The organism is Sinorhizobium sp. KGO-5, from assembly GCF_036245905.1.
Lineage (GTDB): Bacteria > Pseudomonadota > Alphaproteobacteria > Rhizobiales > Rhizobiaceae > Sinorhizobium > Sinorhizobium meliloti_A.
In genome coordinates this window covers 377,217-394,235 of sequence record NZ_BDIZ01000001.1, presented here as the reverse complement: position 1 = coordinate 394,235, position 17,019 = coordinate 377,217, and the positions used below count along the sequence as shown (strand labels likewise).

Below are 17,019 nucleotides of genomic sequence, written 5' to 3'. Positions count from 1 at the left end.
ATAGTGTCAAAAAGCTGGCTCCGAAGCGGGAGCGCTTGGCGGCGCACCGCGCCTTCGGATCTGTCACAGCCAGCTCTCGACCCTTACACCCGGCATGCGGACGAACTCGCTGGCCACGACAATTAGCCCTTCGCTGCGAGCATTTAGGTGAGCATCAGAAAGAGTCGCGCGTTTCCGCCACCGGCTGCTTACGCTCGCTCATGAAATCCTCGCTGACGTGCGGCCCGTTGGGGAACAGATCGTCCCACCTTTTGCCCTGGGGTACGATCACGCGGCTGCGGCCGATCTTGAGAATATCGACCTGATGCACGCTCTCGGGAAAGGCGACGGCCTTTGGCAGCCGCACCGCCTGGCTACGGTTACTGATGAATACGGTCGAACTGGCCAAGACCCATTCCTTTCTCAAGCCCACCGGAGCCGTCAGAACTTCATCCCCGGCACCGCCAGGGGGTTGTCCGCGAGCGCCTGCGCATCCGGTCGGTCGACGCGGGGCTTGCCGGTGAAGGCGTCGAAGAGGTCGCGCACGAATGCTTCCTCGAGGCCTTTGGTGATCAGAACCATTCGCGTCCGGCGATCGGCCGGGTCGGGCCAGGCGGCAAGCCGTTCCGGCGCGTGAAAGACCGTCTGCACGCCGTGCAGCACCACCGGCCTCTCCGGATTGTCCGCGACGGAAACGATCGCCTTCATGCGCAGCAGCTTTTCTCCATGAGCCGAGCGCAGGAGGTCGATGAACATCTCTAGCGCCATCGGTTCGATCGGCCGGTCATGCACGATGCTGAATGAGCGGATGTCCGAACCATGACGATTGACGTCGTGATGGTGGTTCCCATGGCCGTGACCATCTTCGTGGTGGTCGTCATGGTGGTGGTGGTGGTGGTGGTGGTGGCGGTGGTCGTCCGCATGGGCCTCGTCCTGAAGCCAGCGCCCGACATCGGCGACCTTGGTCGAGGCGTCGTAAAGACCGCAGGCGAAGAGGTCGGCCCGGCCCGCCTTTTCCGTGTCGCCGTCGATGATCGGCGCGCGCGGGTTGAGATCCCTGAGCTGCGCCTCGAGCCTGCCGATCCCTTCATCTTTGGCGAGCCCGCTTTTGCTGATCACCAGCCGGTCGGCCACCGCGATCTGCTTCATGGCCTCCACATGATTGGCGATCGTCTGCTCGCCGTTGACCGCATCGACGACGGTGACGACTCCGTCCAGCCGGAAATTCTGGGCAATCACGGGATTGCCGAGGACGGATTGAAGCACCGGTGCCGGATCGGCAAGCCCGGTGGTCTCGATGACGACGCGCTTCAGCGGCTTGATGCGGCCGGTCTGCATCCGGTCCATGAGATCGGCCAGCGTATCGACGAGCTCGCCGCGCACGGTGCAGCACAGGCAGCCGTCGGAAAGCTCGATGACGCCGTCACTCGAAGCCTCGACCAGGAGGTGGTCGATGGAGACATCGCCGAATTCGTTGATGATAACGGCCGTGTCGGCAAGCGCCGGATCCTTGAGCACCCGGTTCAGAAGGGTCGTCTTGCCCGCGCCGAGAAAGCCGGTGAGGATCGAGACCGGCACCACCGGCATTGGACCGTTCATGAAAGACTCCGTTCAGAAGCTCGGGCGCGGGATCGGAATCGGCACATTGGCGATCTCGACCGCATCGCCCTGTGCCGTGGCATCGCTGCCGGCTTTTGCCGTCTTGTCGTCGCTGCCGGGTATGAGGCCGGCGAAGGCAAGTTTCAGCGGGCGGTCGATCTCGTGGATATAGGGTGAAAGCAGCTTCTGCCGGCCGGCCTCGTCACGCCCCTCGCTGCGCACCTTCGCCGCCTGCTTCGAGCAGATTTCCTTGCTGATATCGGCAACCACCCCGCGGGTTTCGCCATACGGCACGATCTCCGCAAGCGAGGGCTTGCCCGTGCCCACCGTGGTAAAAGCCATCTGCAGGAGCCTGGCCGACTCGTCGGCACGCGCTGCAAGGCTGTCTTCGCCGAGCACGACCGAAACCACCCTGCGGCCGCCGCGGCTCGCCGAGGAGACCTGGTTGAAGCCCGAGGCGCAAATGAACCCCGTCTTCATGCCGTCCGCGCCATCGAAGCGGCCTATCAGCATGTTGTAATTGGGATAGTCCTTCTTGCCGGTGGTGAAGCCTTCCAGCGCGAAATAGGAAGCATATTGGGGGAATTCGCGCTTCAGCGTAAGCGCGAGCACCGCAAGGTCCCGGGCGGTCGTATATTGCCCTTTGCCCGGCAGGCCGTTGGGATTGATGAAATGCGACGAGGTCATGCCGATGCGGCGCGCCTCGGCGTTCATCTTGTCGATGAAGGCTTGTTCGGATCCGCCGACCGTCTCGGCGATCGCAACGGCGATGTCGTTCGCCGACTTGATCAGCATCATCTTCAACGCGCTGTCGAGCGTCATCTTCTGGCCGGGCTTGTAGAACATCTTGCTCGGCGGCTCCGAAGCGGCGTTCTTCGTCATGACCACCGGGCTTTCCAACGTCAGCTGCCCCGCCTGGATGGCACGGAACGTGGTATAGGCCGTCATGAGCTTGGTCAGCGACGCCGGATACCATTTCTGGAAGATGTCCTGATGCTCGTAGACCTTGAGCGTATCGACGTCGATCACCAGCCGCGGATTGGCCGATGCAGGCAGCGCCGCAGCCAGTACGACCGCGCAAGCTCCCGCAAGCATGCCTACCCTGCCCAATCTGTCGCCCAACGGGAATCGTGCTATTGCCACAATCCAAACCTCGAAATTCCGGAGTTGCCTCGTATCGTCCCGCTATTTAGCCTATATGGCAAGGAGATGGCAAAGCCCATTCATCGGGCTGCCGCGCCAATCCACCGCCCGGACACTCCAGCGGCGAGACTCCAGCCGACGCTGAAGCGTCGGGACTCGCGTGTCGAACCGAAGTGAACGAACAGACGACAGGAACGAACAATGCCGATTTTAAACCGTGCCGCCGAGCTCAAGAACGAAGTGACCGAATGGCGGCGCCATCTGCACCAGAACCCGGAGCTCCTGTTCGCGGTGGAAAATACGGCAGCCTTCGTCGAAAAAAAACTGAGGGAATTCGGCGTTGACGAAATCGTGACCGGCCTCGGCCGGACCGGGGTCGTCGGCCTCATCCGCGGCAATCGCGGCCCGGGCCGCACCGTCGGGCTCAGGGCCGACATGGACGCCCTGCCGATCACCGAAGCAAGCGGCAGGTCCTGGTCCTCGACGGCCCCCGGCAAGATGCATGCCTGCGGCCATGACGGCCATACGGCCATGCTGCTCGGCGCGGCGAAGTATCTTGCCGAAACGCGTAACTTCGCCGGCAATGTCGCGGTGATCTTCCAGCCGGCCGAGGAAGGCGGCGGCGGCGGCAACGAGATGGTGAAGGACGGCATGATGGAGCGCTTCGCGATCGAAGAGGTCTACGGCATGCACAACATGCCGGGGATGCCGGTCGGCCACTTCGGCAGCCGCGCCGGCCCGATCATGGCCTCGACCGACGAGTTCACCATCACCGTCAAGGGCCGCGGCGGCCACGCCGCTCAGCCGCACAAGACGATCGACCCGATCGCCATCGGCGCCCAGATCGTCAACGCGCTGCAGACGATCGCCTCGCGCACCGTCGATCCGCTTGCCTCCATCGTCGTCTCCGTCACCAAGTTCAATGCCGGCTTCGCCCACAACGTCATCCCCGAACAGGCCGTACTCGCCGGCACCGTGCGCGCGCTGACGCCGGAAGTGCGCGACACCGGCGAAGCCCGGATCCGCCAGATCGCCGAGAACATCGCCGGTGCCTACGGCGCCACCGTCGACGTCTGGTACGGCCGCAACTATCCCGTGACCGTAAACCACGCCGCCGAGACCGGTCACGCGCTCGCCGTCGCCGCGACGGTCGCCGGCGAAGGCAACGTCAACGCAGCGCTCGACCCGATGATGGGCGGCGAGGACTTTTCCTACATGCTGCTGGCCCGGCCGGGCGCCTTCGTCTTCATCGGCAATGGCGATACGGCGGGACTGCATCACCCGGCTTACGACTTCAACGACGAAGCCATTCCGCACGGAATTTCCTACTGGGTGAAGCTCGCCGAAACACGGCTTGCCGCCTGAGGCACGGAAAGCGGGAGGCGACCATGCACCAGATCGACAAGACGGACCGGAGAATCCTCAATATCCTGCAGGCGGACGGGCGGATTACCAATCTGGAGCTGGCGGACCGGATCGGGCTTTCCCCGACGGCGACCAGCGAACGTCTGAGGCGGCTGCTGAAGGAAGGTTACGTCTCCGGCTTCGGTGCGCGTCTCGACCCCCACAAGCTCGGCTTCGGGCTGTTGGTCTTCATCGAAGTGATGCTCGACAAGACGACGCCGGAAGTCTTCGACCAGTTCGCGGCCGCCATAAAGCAGGCGCCCGCTGTGCTCGAATGCCACATGGTCGCGGGCGGCTTCGACTATCTCGTCAAGACCCGCTTCGAGGACATGGCCGCCTACCGCAACTTCCTCGGCCAGGTGCTTTGGACGCTCCCGGGCGTCAAGGAGACCCGGACCTATGCGGTGATGGAAGAGATCAAGAATGACGGGCCGCTGCCGCTGCTTTGAGTAGCGGCAGCGGCCCGCCAGAGCGGGATTAAGAAGTGTGCGGTTTCCGCCCGCATCCCGCGTCTCACCTATCGGAATCGATCACGCCTTGATCGATTCCATGTCGATCACGAAGCGGTAGCGCACGTCGCTTCTCACCACCCGCTCATAGGCCTCGTTGATCTGCTCCATGCGGATCGTCTCGATCTCCGAAACGATTCCGTGCTCGCCGCAGAAATCGAGCATTTCCTGCGTCTCCTTGATAGAACCGATCATGGAGCCGGAAATGCTGCGGCGTGCCGGCACCAGCGAGAAGGCATGGACCGGCACCGGATTCTCCGGAATGCCGACGAGCACCAGATCGCCATCGACCTTCAGGAGGTTGAGATAGGCGTTCCAGTCGATTTCGGCCGCGACCGTGCAGATGATAAGGTCGAAGCTGCCTGCGAGCTTTGTAAATGTCTCCGGATCCTTCGTCGCGAAGTAGTGATCCGCCCCGAGCTTAAGCCCGTCCTCTTTCTTCGAAAGCGTCTGGCTGAGCACCGTAACCTCCGCGCCCATCGCATGGGCGAGCTTCACGCCCATATGGCCGAGACCGCCCAAGCCGACGATCGCCACCTTCTTGCCGGGGCCGGCCTTCCAGTGACGCAGCGGCGAGTAGAGCGTGATGCCGGCGCAAAGCAGCGGTGCGGCAGCGTCGAGCGGAAGGTTGTCCGGGATGGAGAGTACATAGCCTTCCTTGACGACGATATGGTCGGAATAGCCGCCTTGGGTCGGTGTTCCATCTGCCTCGACGCCGTTGTAGGTCACCACCAGGCCCGGCAGATACTGCTCCAGATCGTGGTCGCGCTTGGCGCAGGTCGTGCAGGAGTCGACGAAGCAGCCGACCCCCACCCGATCGCCGATCTTGAACCTGGTGACCTTGGAGCCGACCGCCCTGACGATGCCGACGATTTCGTGGCCCGGCACCATGGGGAAGGTCGAATTGCCCCATTCGTCACGCGCCTGGTGGATATCGGAATGGCAGACGCCGCAATATTTGATGTCGATCACCACGTCGTCGTCGCGCGGTTCGCGACGCTCGAAGGTGAAGGGTGCGAGCGGCTTCGACGCGTCCGTCGCCGCATATCCTCTTGCAATGGCCATGGGTCTGTCCTTCATGTCTGGGAGTGGCATGTCTGGGAGTGGCGCGCCCATCGGTCTATGGACCGCAGGCGGCAGGGCGGACTATGCTGCCTCACAAGGCCATTGCGTTAGTGCGATCCTGCAAGACTTTTGCACGATTCTGCGAGAATCGCCGAAGGCAGCTGGCGGAATAGCACCGACAACCTATCTGACCCCCTGTCTCCGCACGGATCTAAGCTATTGGAAAGTCCACCGAAGATGACAGAATCACAGCGCATGCCGCGTCAGGAAATGATCGACATCATTGCCCGGATCGCCGGAGAGGACGGCGATCACCGGACGATTATACCAGGGCTGAGCGTTCACCGGCATTCCGTTTCCGCGAAGCCGAATTGCGCCGCCTACAAGCCGAGCCTGGCGATCATAGTCCAAGGGGCGAAACGTGTCGTGCTCGGTGAGGAAACCCTCGTCTACGGCGCCTCGGACTACCTTTTGACCTCCATCGACCTGCCGGTTCTCTCTCAGATATCGCTCGCCTCGCCCGAGGAACCCTATCTCAGCATGGCCTTCCAGATCGATACGACGAGGCTTCCGGCGCTCCTCGACGCAATCGGCCCGGAGGCTGCGAAAGCCCCGGGTTCGCCGCGCGGCATGACGGTCAGCAAGCTCACACCCGATCTTGAGGACACGGCGCTTCGGCTGCTGCGGCTCCTCGACAGACCGGATGATATCGCGGTGCTGCTGCCGCTGATCGAGCAGGAACTGCTTTATCGCCTGCTGCTCGGACCGCACGGCGCCAGGCTCCGCCAGATGGCGACCACGGAGAGCCAGCCGCACCAGATCGGCCGCGCGGTGTCCTGGCTGAAGGAACATTATTCCCGCCCCTTGCGCATCGACGACCTCGCAAGCCGCGTCAGCATGAGCGTCTCCTCGCTTCATCACCATTTCAAGGCGATCACGGCGATGAGCCCGCTGCAGTACCAGAAGCAACTGCGCCTGCAGGAGGCAAGGCGGCTGATGCTCGAGGAGCGTCTCGATGCCGGCGATGCCGGCCACAAGGTCGGCTATGAGAGCCAGTCCCAGTTCAGCCGCGAATATGCCCGCCATTTCGGCGAGCCGCCGATGCGCGATGTCGGCCGCGTCCGCCGAAGCCTCATCGGCCGTACAATCGGCGAGGTTGAGATGCTGAGCGAGGGTTAGAGCAGTTCCAGGAAAACTGTCGGACGGTTTTCCGTCCGGAAGAGCGTAGCTGCTCAGCTTCGTTCGATATCGCGGCGCAGCACGATCGAGGTTGTCAGATCCTCGACATTGTCGAGCTGCGCGACTTCGTTGCGCAGTTCGTTCAGCGCGTTGATCGAAGCGACCTTGACTTCCACGACGAGATCGAGCTGGCCGCTGACCGAGAAAACGCGTCTGACGGAGGAAAACCCGGCTAGCCGGTCGAGCACGCCGAGCGAGGGCGTCCGCTTCAGCGTCACCAGCAGGAAAGCCTCGATCTCCCCCTCCTCCAGCTGGCCGATGTCGGCGCGATAGCCGCGAATGACGCCGGCCTTCTCCAGCCGCGCGACACGCTCGGCCGTCGCACTGCGCGACAATCCGATACGCCCGGCAAGCGACTTCATGGGAATACGCGCCTCGCGGCTCAATATGCTGAGGATCGTTCGGTCTGTCGCGTCGATATCCTGCCTCCTGCGGCCGGCCAGAGGGACTGCCGGGCGGCTGTCGAGCGCCGCCGGCAAGATGACGGTTATTATAACCAAAGTGCCGGTGCAACCGGCGAAATGCCGGATGCACATGCCGAACGGGCGTGCAACTCTCGTGACAAGAGCGGGGGTCTCCATGAACGACATGCTGAAAACGACGCCGGATTTCACGATCGAGGAAGCGCAAGCCCTCCTCGCGCAGCACTTCGCCCTGGATGGGTCACTTCAGCCGCTGGACAGCGAGCGGGACCAGAACTTCAAGGTCAATACCGGTGATGGCCGCTGCTACATTCTGAAGATCGTCAACGGCGCCGAACCGGAAATCGAAAGCGACTTCCAGACAGCGCTGCTGAAGCACGCCGGCGAAAATGCAGGAGACCTGCCGGTTCCGCATTTGCAACCGACACTGTCCGGCGAGAACCTCGCGACGACCACGAGACGCGGGATCGTCCATCGATTGCGGCTGGTCACCTGGGTTCCGGGAACTCCGCTCGCACAGTCCGATCGGAGCGATGGAGCACTTCACTCCCTCGGCCGGATGCTCGGCCGCTTCGATGCCTCGCTTAAAGGCTTCATGCATGCGGGCGCCCTGCGCGATCTCGACTGGGACATCCGCAATGCCGGACGTTCTGCCGGACGGCTCGCATATGTGGCCGATCTCCAGGATCGTGCTCTTCTCCAGCGCTTTCTCGACCGCTTCGACGAGCGGGTCGCCCCGCGGCTCCCGATGCTGCGCTCCGCCGTCATCCACAACGACGCAAACGACTGGAACGTCCTCATCGATGAAGACGACCACGACCGCATTTCCGGCATCATCGACTTTGGCGACGCCCTCTACGCGCCCGTCATCGCCGAAGTCGCGATCGCCGCCGCCTATGCCGGCCTCGACCACCCCGATCCGATCGGCGCTGCGGCTGCGATCGCCAACGGCTACCATGCCGAATACCCACTCCTCGAAGAAGAAGTCGATCTCCTCTTCGACCTGATTGCGATGCGGCTGGTCACCTCGGTGACGATCTCCGCATCACGCCGGGCGCATACCGCCGACAACCCTTATCTCGCGATCAGCGAAAGGCCGGCCTGGGCGCTGCTGCGCAAACTCGATGCGATGAACCCGCGTTTCTCAACGGCGATCCTGAGAAAGGCCTGCGGTTTCGAGACAGTCGCCGGAGCCCGCGCCGTCGCCTCCTGGATCGTCGGAAATCGCAAGAGCCTCCTGCCGCTTCTCGATCGTCCAGCCGCGGCCTATCCGGCCGCTCTCGTCCCCTACGGCGATCCGGCGCATCCGATGACCGTCAGTTCGGCGGCCGGCCGGCCGCATGACGCGCAGTCGGTCTGGGAAGAGCAGTGCCGCAGGGCCGGTGTCGAGCTCGGCATCGGCCCCTGGGGTGAAGCCCGCACCGTCTATTCGGGCGAGATGTTCGTCTCCCGCCTAGTCGAAGAGACTCGCCGCACGCGCCATCTGGGTCTTGACCTCTTCATGGCCGCGGGCACCCAGGTCCATACGCCGCTTGCAGCCACCGTCGCGAGCGTCGAGATCGAGAAGGATCCGCTCGGATACGGTTGCCTTATCGCTCTGCGCCATGAACCGGACGGCTGCCCGCCTTTCCTGACGCTATGGGGCCATCTTGCCCATGAGGCCGTCAGCCGGCTGAAGGCCGGCGACAGGCTGGAGGCGGGAGCGCTTGTCGGAGAAATGGGCGCTCCGGAAGAAAACGGCGGCTGGGCGCCGCATCTGCATCTGCAGATCTCCACCGACACAAGTCTCGCAGCGACGGACATCCTCGGCGTCGGCGAGGAGCGCTATCTCGACGTCTGGGCGGAGCTCTTCCCCGACGCGAGCACATTTGCCGGCATCGCGCCGGAATTCTACGACCGGAGCGGCCGCCCCCACGAGGACATCATCAGGCAACGGAAAGAGCTGCTGCTGCCGAACCTGTCGATTTCCTACGAGAAACCGATCAAGTTCGTGCGCGGCGAAGGCGTGTGGCTGATCGACGATCGCGGCCGCGCCTATCTCGACTGCTTCAACAATGTCTGCCACATCGGCCACGCCCATCCGGCCGTGGTGGACGCATTGGCCCGGCAGGCAGGGACGCTCAACACCAACACGCGCTACCTGCACGACAACATCGTCGCCTATGCCGAGCGGCTGACGGCCACGATGCCGAAGGAACTCGCCGTCGCCGCCTTCGCCAACAGCGGCTCCGAAGCCAACAGTCTCGCCCTGCGCCTGATGCGCGCGCACACGGGCAAAGAAAACGCCGTCGTGTTGGACTGGGCCTATCACGGTACGACGCAGGAGCTGATCGATCTCAGCGCATACAAGTTCCGCCGCAAGGGCGGAAAGGGCCAGAAGCCGCATGTTCACGTGGCGGCCGTTCCGGACAGTTACCACGCGCCGGCCGCCTGGCCGCTGGAGGAACACGGCAGGCGCTTCGCCGAAAACGTGGCCGAGCTGATCGCGGCGATGCGCGCCCGAGGCGAAGCGCCGGGCTTCTTCCTCGCCGAATCCGTTCCGAGCGTCGCAGGCCAGGTGTTTCTGCCGGATGGCTACCTCAAGGAGGTCTACCGAATGATTCGGGAGGCCGGCGGCGTCTGCATCGCCGACGAGGTGCAGGTCGGCTTCGGCCGGGTCGGCAGCCATTGGTGGGCCTTCGAGACGCAAGGCGTCGTTCCTGATATCGTCACCATGGGCAAGCCGATCGGCAATGGTCATCCACTCGCCGCGGTCGTCACGACGCGTGAGATCGCGGCCTCGTTCGACAACGGCATGGAGTATTTCAACACCTTCGGCGGCAACCCGGTGTCCTGCGCCGTCGGTCTCGCCGTGCTCGACGTCATCGAAGGCGAGGACCTGCGCCGCAATGCGCTCGATATCGGCAATCATCTTCTCGCCGCCTTCCGGACCATGCAGGAGCGCTACGAGGTCATCGGCGACGTTCGCGGCCTCGGCCTGTTCCTCGGCATTGAGCTCGTCAGCGACCGCAGAACCAGGGCGCCGGCGACGGAGATCGCCCGGGCCGTCGCGAACGGAGCCCGCCAGCGCGGCGTGCTGATGGGCACTGAGGGCCCACATGACAACGTCCTGAAAATGCGGCCGCCGATGATCTTTTCGAAGCGCGACGCGGATCACCTGATCGCCGTGCTCGAGGAAACGTTCGAGGCGGTGCTGGCGCGAGCCGGATAATTACGAAGTAGAGGCATTACCGAAGAACCAGACCACTCCGGGCGCGACGCGCGTCCTGGAGCTCAATGATTGCGTCTTATAACGGAGGAGAACAGGACGATGAAAACCGGCATTTTGGCACTCTTTGCGACGGCGTTTCTTGCCGGCACGACGGCGCAGGCCGCAACCCTCGACGTCGTCAAGCAGCGCGGCGAGCTGCGTTGCGGCGTGAGCCAGGGCGTGCTCGGCTTCTCCGCCCCGGACGATAAGGGCGAGTGGTCCGGCTTCGACATCGATTTCTGCCGCGCGGTCGCGGCCGCCACCCTCGGCAACCCGGAGAAGGTGAAATATGTGCCGCTTTCGACCAAGGAGCGCTTCACCGCGCTCCAGTCCGGCGAGGTCGACCTGCTTTCGCGCCAGACCACCTGGACGCTTTCGCGCGACACGGATCCGGGCATGAGCTTCGTCGGCGTGAACTATTATGACGGCCAGGCCTTCATGGTGCGCAGCGATATCGGCGTGAAGAGCGTCAAGGAGCTCTCGGGCGCCTCCGTCTGCACGGAGACCGGCACCACGACCGAACAGAACATGGCGGATTATTTCAGCGCCAACAGGATCGAGTATCAGGTGATCGCCTTCGAAAAGGCGGACCAGACGATCCAGGCCTTCAATTCCGGCCGCTGCGACGTCTATTCCACCGATGCCTCCGCGCTCTATTCGCAGCGGCTGACGCTCAATGATCCTGACCGCTTTGTCGTCCTGCCGGAGGTCATTTCCAAGGAGCCGCTCGGCCCCGCCGTCCGCCAGGGCGACGATCAATGGTTCAAGGTTGTTCGCTGGACGCTCTTCGCGATGATCGAGGCAGAGGAGCTGGGCATCACCCGGGACAATGCCGCTTCGCTCCTCGAAAGCGGAACCGCCGCACAAAAGCGCTTCCTCGGCATCGACAACGAAGCCGGAAAGGCGCTCGGGCTCGATCCGAAATGGGCCTACCAGACGGTGGCTGCGGTCGGCAATTACGGTGAGATATTCGAGCGTCACCTCGGCAAGGAGAGCGCGCTCAGGATCGATCGCGGCCTCAACAGGCTCTGGAACCACGGCGGCCTGATCTACGCGCCGCCGGTCCGCTGACCTACTGCATGTTTCCTTCGATCGCAGCCGATTGAAGGACCACGACATGCAGCGGATCAAAGCAGGCGCCGCAGGGAATTCCGGCGGCGCCTTTCTCCTACCATCCCTCTTCGAGCACCCTGGCCAGCATATCGGCGAAGAAATCGGCGCTCTCCCGGGCGAGGCAAAGCGGCGGTTTGATCTTCAGGACGTTCAGATGGTCTCCGGTCGGCTGCATGACGATGCCGAGATCGAGAAGGCGGTCGCAGATCGCCGCGGTTTCCTCGGTGGCCGGTTCGAGCGTTTCGCGGTCGCGGACGAATTCGACGCCCAGGTAAAGCCCCATGCCGTGAACGGCGCCGACGAGAGGAAACCGGTCCCCGAGCGCCTCGAGCCGACTCTTGAGATGGGTGCCCACCGCGCGGGCATTTTCCTGCAGGGCGTCGTCGTGCAGAATGTCGAGGACGGTCAATCCGACGACGGAACTCACGGGGCTGCCGCCGGCGGAAGAGAAGAAATAGCCTTCCTTCTCCAGCGCATCGGCAATCTCCCGCCGCGTGATGACCGCGCCCAGCGGATGGCCGTTGCCCATGCCCTTGGCGACGGTGATGATATCGGGCACGACGCCCTGTTGCTCGAAACCCCAGAAATGATGACCGAGCCGCCCGTAGCCGACCTGCACCTCGTCGGCGATGCAGACGCCGCTCCTCTCCCGGACCATGGCGTAGACCGCTTCCAGATAGCCGGAAGGCAACGGAATGCCGCCGGCATTGCCGTAGACCGGTTCTGAGATGAAGCCGGCGAGCTTCCCGCCTTTCTCGTCCAATTCCGCGAGCTTTCGAGACACGGCGTCGACATAGTCGCCCGTCGAACCCTCCCCGCGGAACGGGCCTCGATAGGTGTTCGGCGAGACGACGGGATGGACCCAGTCCGGACGCGTCGTCAGCGCCTGCGGATTGTCAGCGATCGAGGTGGAAACCGCGTCGCTCGCGACCGTCCAGCCGTGATAGGCCTCCAGCAGCGAGATCATGTTGCGCGCTCCGGAATTGGCCCAGGCGAGCCGGATGGCGAGATCGTTCGCCTCGGATCCGCTGTTGACGAGAAAAACAGTGTCGAGACCTTCCGGCGCGAGCGCCGCAAGCCGCTCGGAAAACTCCGTCACGGCAGCATAGTGGAACCGCGAATTGGTGTTGAGCAGCGACCATTGCCGCCCGACCGCAGCCGACAGGCGCGGATGCCCGTGGCCGACGAGCGTGACGTTGTTGACCATATCGAGGTAAGCGCGCCCTTCGACGTCGAAGAGATGCTCCTTCCAGCCGCGCTCGATCTGCGGCGGCGTGCGGTAATAGTTCTTCTGCGGCCGGGCATAGTGCCGGCGGCGGCGCTCGAGGAGCCCGGCCGCGTCCGGCAAGGCCGCGTCGCAATCGAAGCCCAGGATCGGTGCGGGCGACGGGCACAGCCGGCGCCATGCCTCCGCCTGATGCGACGCAGCGAAGGCGGGCGGGTCCACCTCCGGCGTCGTGCAAAGCTGGACGCGCATGAACCCCAGGGCCGACGGATCGCCGGGGACCACGCCGATCCGTGCTCCCGCCTCGAACGCGTCTTCGGCGAGGTCGGCTGCCTCGACGCCGTAAAGATGGAGATGGAGACCTTCGCCCGAGAAGATCAGCTTGCCGCCGCGCTGGTGGAGCCGGCCGGCAAAAGGCGCGTGCACGGCAGTCTGCCCATGCAGGCATAAATCCACGTGCAGGGCGAATGTCCGGGGGGCGCTTGCCTGCAGGAGCCTGGTTTCCGTCAGCCGGTACTCGCCATAGCGCGTGGCCGCGGCACCGGCCGCGCGCGCCGCCGATTGCAGGAGCAGGGCTTCGGTGTCCTCGTAATGCCAGCGATCGGCAGGAAGGTGCGGGCCGAGCGAGGAAAGATCGACGATGCCTATTTCCGAAGGGTCGAGCTCGGGCAGCAGCCGACCGCCCATCTCGGGCGGAGAAAGCTGCGGAGCCCTCTCCACGCCCTCTCCGATCGCATGCTCCATGAGTTCGAGAGGCACGGAAACGGCAACGTCGAAGATTTCCCGCTCATGCGCGGCATTGCCTTCGACATAGGCATTTTCCGGATCGACCTCGAGCTGCTGCGCCGTGCTTGCCACGAGAACGCAGGCACGCGCGACGATCAACGGCCAGAGCGCCTTCAATTCGGCATCCGTCAAAGGGCAGACGGCATGGAACGCCTTCACCGCCGGCAGGATATGGAAGGGGTCTCCGTCCGAGTGATGCAGCAGCGATGCGCAGGTAACGGCAAGATCGGCGACCACCCATCCTTTCAGCACGTCGCCGAAATCGATGACACCGTCGGGGATGAGACGCCCGCTCCTGTTCGCGCGGCTCACGACATTGTCGTCGGTGACGTCCTGATGGATCGCCTGCAGGCGCAGCTCCGGCATCAGCGGCTGAACCCTGCGCATGGCGCCGACCATCGCCTCGGCAATGCGCTGGCGCAGATCGATGTCGCTCATGGCCGAAAGCAGGTGAAGCGCGACCGGCCCCGCCCTTCTGAGGTCCCATTGCAGCTCCCGCTCGAGCCCCGGGTGATCGAAATCCCTGAGTGCGACGGCCAACCGACCTGCAAGGTCGCCAAGTGCCGCCACGGTTTCCACGGCCAGGTGCCTGCGGCGCGTCAGAGGCGTGCCGTCGAGATAGGTGAGCAACCGGAACTGATAGGTTTCCTCGCGAACGGATGCGGCAACGATTTCCTCGCCGCTCAAAGCGGACATCACTTCGGGCACTTTGGGAGCATCGGGCCTGGTGGCGACATGCCGCAAAGCGGCATTCTGGGCTTCGATCTCGGCCCGCGCATATTCGGCACGCGCGATCTTGAGGACGAAACGTCTCTCGCTTGTGTCGACGCGGTAGTTGCGGTCCTGCTGGCTGCCGAGTTCCGTAAGATCGCCGGAAAGGCCGTAATGTTGGGCGAGGATCGCCTGCGCCTCTTCGATCGACACGTCCGGTCTCGCAAGCTGCGTGCGGCGCTTCAGCAATTCGTCTTCCATCATTTCCTTCCCGTCTCTGCGAAGGTGTCCTTCTTACTGCGAAACACCTTCAAGACGATAGCGCGTACCCGGATAGGTGAGCCACGCGACCGTCACATTCGCAGCTTCCGACCAGGTCCGTCGACGGATCATCAGGCACGGTTCGCCGCGGCCGATCGAAAGGAGCTTGCATTCCCACGGCTTCGGCAGAACGGCTTCGACGATCTGCTCCGTCCGCGTGATCGGCGCCACCAACGTCAGATAGACGTTCGGGGTCATGCTGGTGAAATCCTGTTCCAGGTAATTGGGGCAGATTGCAGGATTGACGAAACGGTCCTCGATCTGGATCGGAACGTCGTCCTCCGCGTGAACGATGATCGAGTGAAAGACCCGCGCGTTCGTCGCAAGCCCGAGCGCCTCTGCGACCCCGGTGCTTGCCTGCTCCTCCTCGAGGAGCGTGATCCGCGAGGTATGCCTGTGGCCGCGCTCGCGAATCTCGTCGGCGATATTGCGCACCTCGAGAAGGGCCGTGCTGCCCTTGTGGGCAGCCACGAAGGACCCTACCCCCTGGACCCGCGTGATCGCACCCTCGCTCGCCAGTTCGCGAAGTGCGCGATTGGCGGTCATCCGGCTGACTCCGAGATCGGCGACGATATCGTTTTCGGACGGTATGCGATGGTGCGGCGGCCAATCGCCGCTTTCGATGCGGCTGCGGATGAACTGCTTGACCGCTTCATAGCGCGGTACCGGCCCGTCGTCGAAAACCGCCCTGTCGCTCTTACGACCCGATACCGCCATGCGATGCTCCGTTGCGGCCGGGCGCCGCCGGCCCGGCAAATCAGCGATTGTTTTCCTTTATTTCCAGCTTGCGCGCCACAAGAAAATATCTATAGTTCCATATACAACCACGCACAGGAACGGCGCTCATGACAGCTTTGTCCGCTCATCGACTGTTTGCCGAACAGGCGCTGCTGCCGACCGGTTGGTCCAAGGACGTCGCGATCTCCGTCGACCCCGCGGGACGCATTCTCGCGGTGGAAGCAGGGCAATCGAAGGCACCGGGCGACGAGCATCTGTCCGGACCCGTCGTGCCGGCGATGGCGAACCTGCATTCCCACGCCTTCCAGCGTGCGATGGCCGGCCTTGCGGAAGTGGCCGGAACAGGCGACGACAGCTTCTGGACCTGGCGCGAGGAGATGTATCGCACCGTCGGTCTGGTCGACCCGGACGATCTCGAGGCAATCGCCGCCAAGCTCTATGTGGAAATGCTGAAAGGCGGCTTCGGCCGTGTCGTCGAATTCCACTACCTTCACCATCAGCTCGACGGCACGCCTTACGCGGACCCGGCGGAAATGTCGCTGCGGATACTAAGAGCCGCGCAGACGAGCGGTATCGCCCTCACCCATCTGCCGGTCTTCTACGCCCATGCCAATTTCGGCGGAGCTGCGCCGAGCGCGGGGCAGCGTCCCTTCCTGCACGATCCCGACCGCTTCCTCGCGCTGCTCGATCGTCTCTCGCCCGCTTGCAATGCGACAGGCGCGAGGCTTGGCTATGCGATCCATTCGCTGCGGGCGGCGACGCCGGAGGAAATGCGCGCGATCCTGGAATCATCTCCCCTCAGCGGCCCCATCCACATCCATGTCGCCGAGCAGCCCCGCGAAGTGGAGGATTGCCTGGCCTGGAGCGGCCGGCGCCCGGTCGAATGGCTTCTCGACAACATGCCGGTGGACGAGCGCTGGTGCGCGATCCACGCGACGCACATGACGCCCGACGAGACGAACCGGCTCGCCCGGTCGGGAGCGGTCGCCGGCCTTTGCCCCGCGACCGAGGCCAATCTCGGCGACGGAATTTTTCCCGCGGTCGATTTTCTTGCGGCAGGCGGACGTTTCGGGGTCGGAACCGACAGCCATGTCGCGACGAGCGTCGCGGAAGAGCTTCGGCTCCTCGAATACGGGCAGCGCCTGCGCGACCGCAGGCGCAACCGGCTCGCCGCGCCCGGCGCCTCCGTCGGCAGGACAATCTTCGATGCGGCGCTTGCCGGCGGCGCCCAAGCGGCCGGACATGCCGCCGGAATGGAAGAGCCGGGCATCCGCGTCGGCGCGATGGCCGACCTCGTCGTTCTCGACGGATCCAATCCCTATATCGCCGCGGCAAGCGGCAACCAGATTCTCGACCGCTGGCTGTTCGCACTCGGCGGGGATACGGTTCGCGACGTCATGATCGCTGGCGAATGGAAGATCCGCGACGGACGGCATGACCGGGAGGAAGACATCGATCGCGCCTTCGCGTGCGTTCTGAACAAGCTCAAATAGCAATCGAATCGCGATTAAAAAA

At 63.9% G+C, this 17,019-nt stretch carries 13 protein-coding genes and 1 pseudogene; 6 read left to right on the top strand and 8 right to left on the bottom strand.

The features are described 5' to 3' along the window. Positions 1–63 precede the first annotated feature (63 nt). The 4 genes and pseudogenes from BHD07_RS01780 to BHD07_RS01765 all read right to left on the bottom strand — a co-directional run. Positions 64–144 (bottom strand): annotated as a pseudogene (locus BHD07_RS01780) (VapC toxin family PIN domain ribonuclease); the annotation flags it as partial. 10 nt (positions 145–154) lie between these two features. Continuing rightward, on the bottom strand, positions 155–388 hold the full coding sequence (vapB, locus tag BHD07_RS01775; RefSeq protein WP_338277325.1) for a type II toxin-antitoxin system VapB family antitoxin: 234 nt from the start codon (positions 386–388) through the stop codon (positions 155–157). Positions 389–420: 32 nt separating this feature from the next. After that, entirely contained in the window at positions 421–1,578 is a 1,158-nt protein-coding gene (locus tag BHD07_RS01770) for a CobW family GTP-binding protein (protein WP_338277323.1), read from the bottom strand. Between the two features lie 12 nt (positions 1,579–1,590). Then, positions 1,591–2,673 (bottom strand): D-alanyl-D-alanine carboxypeptidase family protein, encoded by a 1,083-nt coding sequence (locus BHD07_RS01765; RefSeq protein WP_338277321.1) that lies wholly within the window; start codon positions 2,671–2,673, stop codon positions 1,591–1,593. A gap of 249 nt (positions 2,674–2,922) precedes the next feature. Between BHD07_RS01765 and BHD07_RS01760 the strand changes: the two genes are divergently transcribed. Together BHD07_RS01760 and BHD07_RS01755 are read left to right on the top strand one after the other, a co-directional pair. Continuing rightward, on the top strand, positions 2,923–4,086 hold the full coding sequence (locus tag BHD07_RS01760) for a M20 aminoacylase family protein (RefSeq protein ID WP_338277319.1): 1,164 nt from the start codon (positions 2,923–2,925) through the stop codon (positions 4,084–4,086). Positions 4,087–4,109: 23 nt separating this feature from the next. After that, complete coding sequence (locus BHD07_RS01755; protein WP_010970133.1) at positions 4,110–4,574, top strand: Lrp/AsnC ligand binding domain-containing protein; 465 nt, start codon at positions 4,110–4,112, stop codon at positions 4,572–4,574. 81 nt (positions 4,575–4,655) lie between these two features. Here BHD07_RS01755 and BHD07_RS01750 read toward each other — a convergent pair whose 3' ends face one another. Next, positions 4,656–5,699: an NAD(P)-dependent alcohol dehydrogenase gene (locus BHD07_RS01750; protein ID WP_100674159.1), complete on the bottom strand. Its 1,044-nt coding sequence runs from the start codon at positions 5,697–5,699 to the stop codon at positions 4,656–4,658. Between the two features lie 237 nt (positions 5,700–5,936). Here BHD07_RS01750 and BHD07_RS01745 point away from each other — a divergent pair, with 237 nt between their 5' ends. Further along, positions 5,937–6,878 carry an AraC family transcriptional regulator gene (locus BHD07_RS01745; protein WP_275597397.1) on the top strand — a complete coding sequence of 314 codons (942 nt, stop codon included), beginning with the start codon at positions 5,937–5,939 and terminating at the stop codon, positions 6,876–6,878. Between the two features lie 53 nt (positions 6,879–6,931). Here BHD07_RS01745 and BHD07_RS01740 read toward each other — a convergent pair whose 3' ends face one another. Next, on the bottom strand, positions 6,932–7,474 hold the full coding sequence (locus BHD07_RS01740) for an Lrp/AsnC family transcriptional regulator (protein WP_198516873.1): 543 nt from the start codon (positions 7,472–7,474) through the stop codon (positions 6,932–6,934). 43 nt (positions 7,475–7,517) lie between these two features. Here BHD07_RS01740 and BHD07_RS01735 point away from each other — a divergent pair, with 43 nt between their 5' ends. Both BHD07_RS01735 and BHD07_RS01730 read left to right on the top strand, forming a co-directional pair. Next, positions 7,518–10,571, top strand: a complete 3,054-nt coding sequence (locus BHD07_RS01735; protein ID WP_338277309.1) for an aminotransferase class III-fold pyridoxal phosphate-dependent enzyme — start codon at positions 7,518–7,520, stop codon at positions 10,569–10,571. 99 nt (positions 10,572–10,670) lie between these two features. After that, complete coding sequence (locus tag BHD07_RS01730) at positions 10,671–11,681, top strand: amino acid ABC transporter substrate-binding protein (RefSeq protein WP_338277308.1); 1,011 nt, start codon at positions 10,671–10,673, stop codon at positions 11,679–11,681. Between the two features lie 97 nt (positions 11,682–11,778). On the opposite strand, the gene BHD07_RS01725 is transcribed toward BHD07_RS01730, so the two are convergent. After that, positions 11,779–14,709 (bottom strand): aminotransferase, encoded by a 2,931-nt coding sequence (locus tag BHD07_RS01725; RefSeq protein WP_338277306.1) that lies wholly within the window; start codon positions 14,707–14,709, stop codon positions 11,779–11,781. 30 nt (positions 14,710–14,739) lie between these two features. Further along, the gene (hutC, locus tag BHD07_RS01720) at positions 14,740–15,483 is read right to left on the bottom strand and encodes a histidine utilization repressor (protein WP_018096882.1); all 744 of its coding nucleotides are present in this window, start codon (positions 15,481–15,483) and stop codon (positions 14,740–14,742) included. A gap of 128 nt (positions 15,484–15,611) precedes the next feature. Here hutC and hutF point away from each other — a divergent pair, with 128 nt between their 5' ends. Then, entirely contained in the window at positions 15,612–16,997 is a 1,386-nt protein-coding gene (hutF, locus tag BHD07_RS01715; RefSeq protein WP_100674155.1) for a formimidoylglutamate deiminase, read from the top strand. Positions 16,998–17,019: the final 22 nt, after the last annotated feature.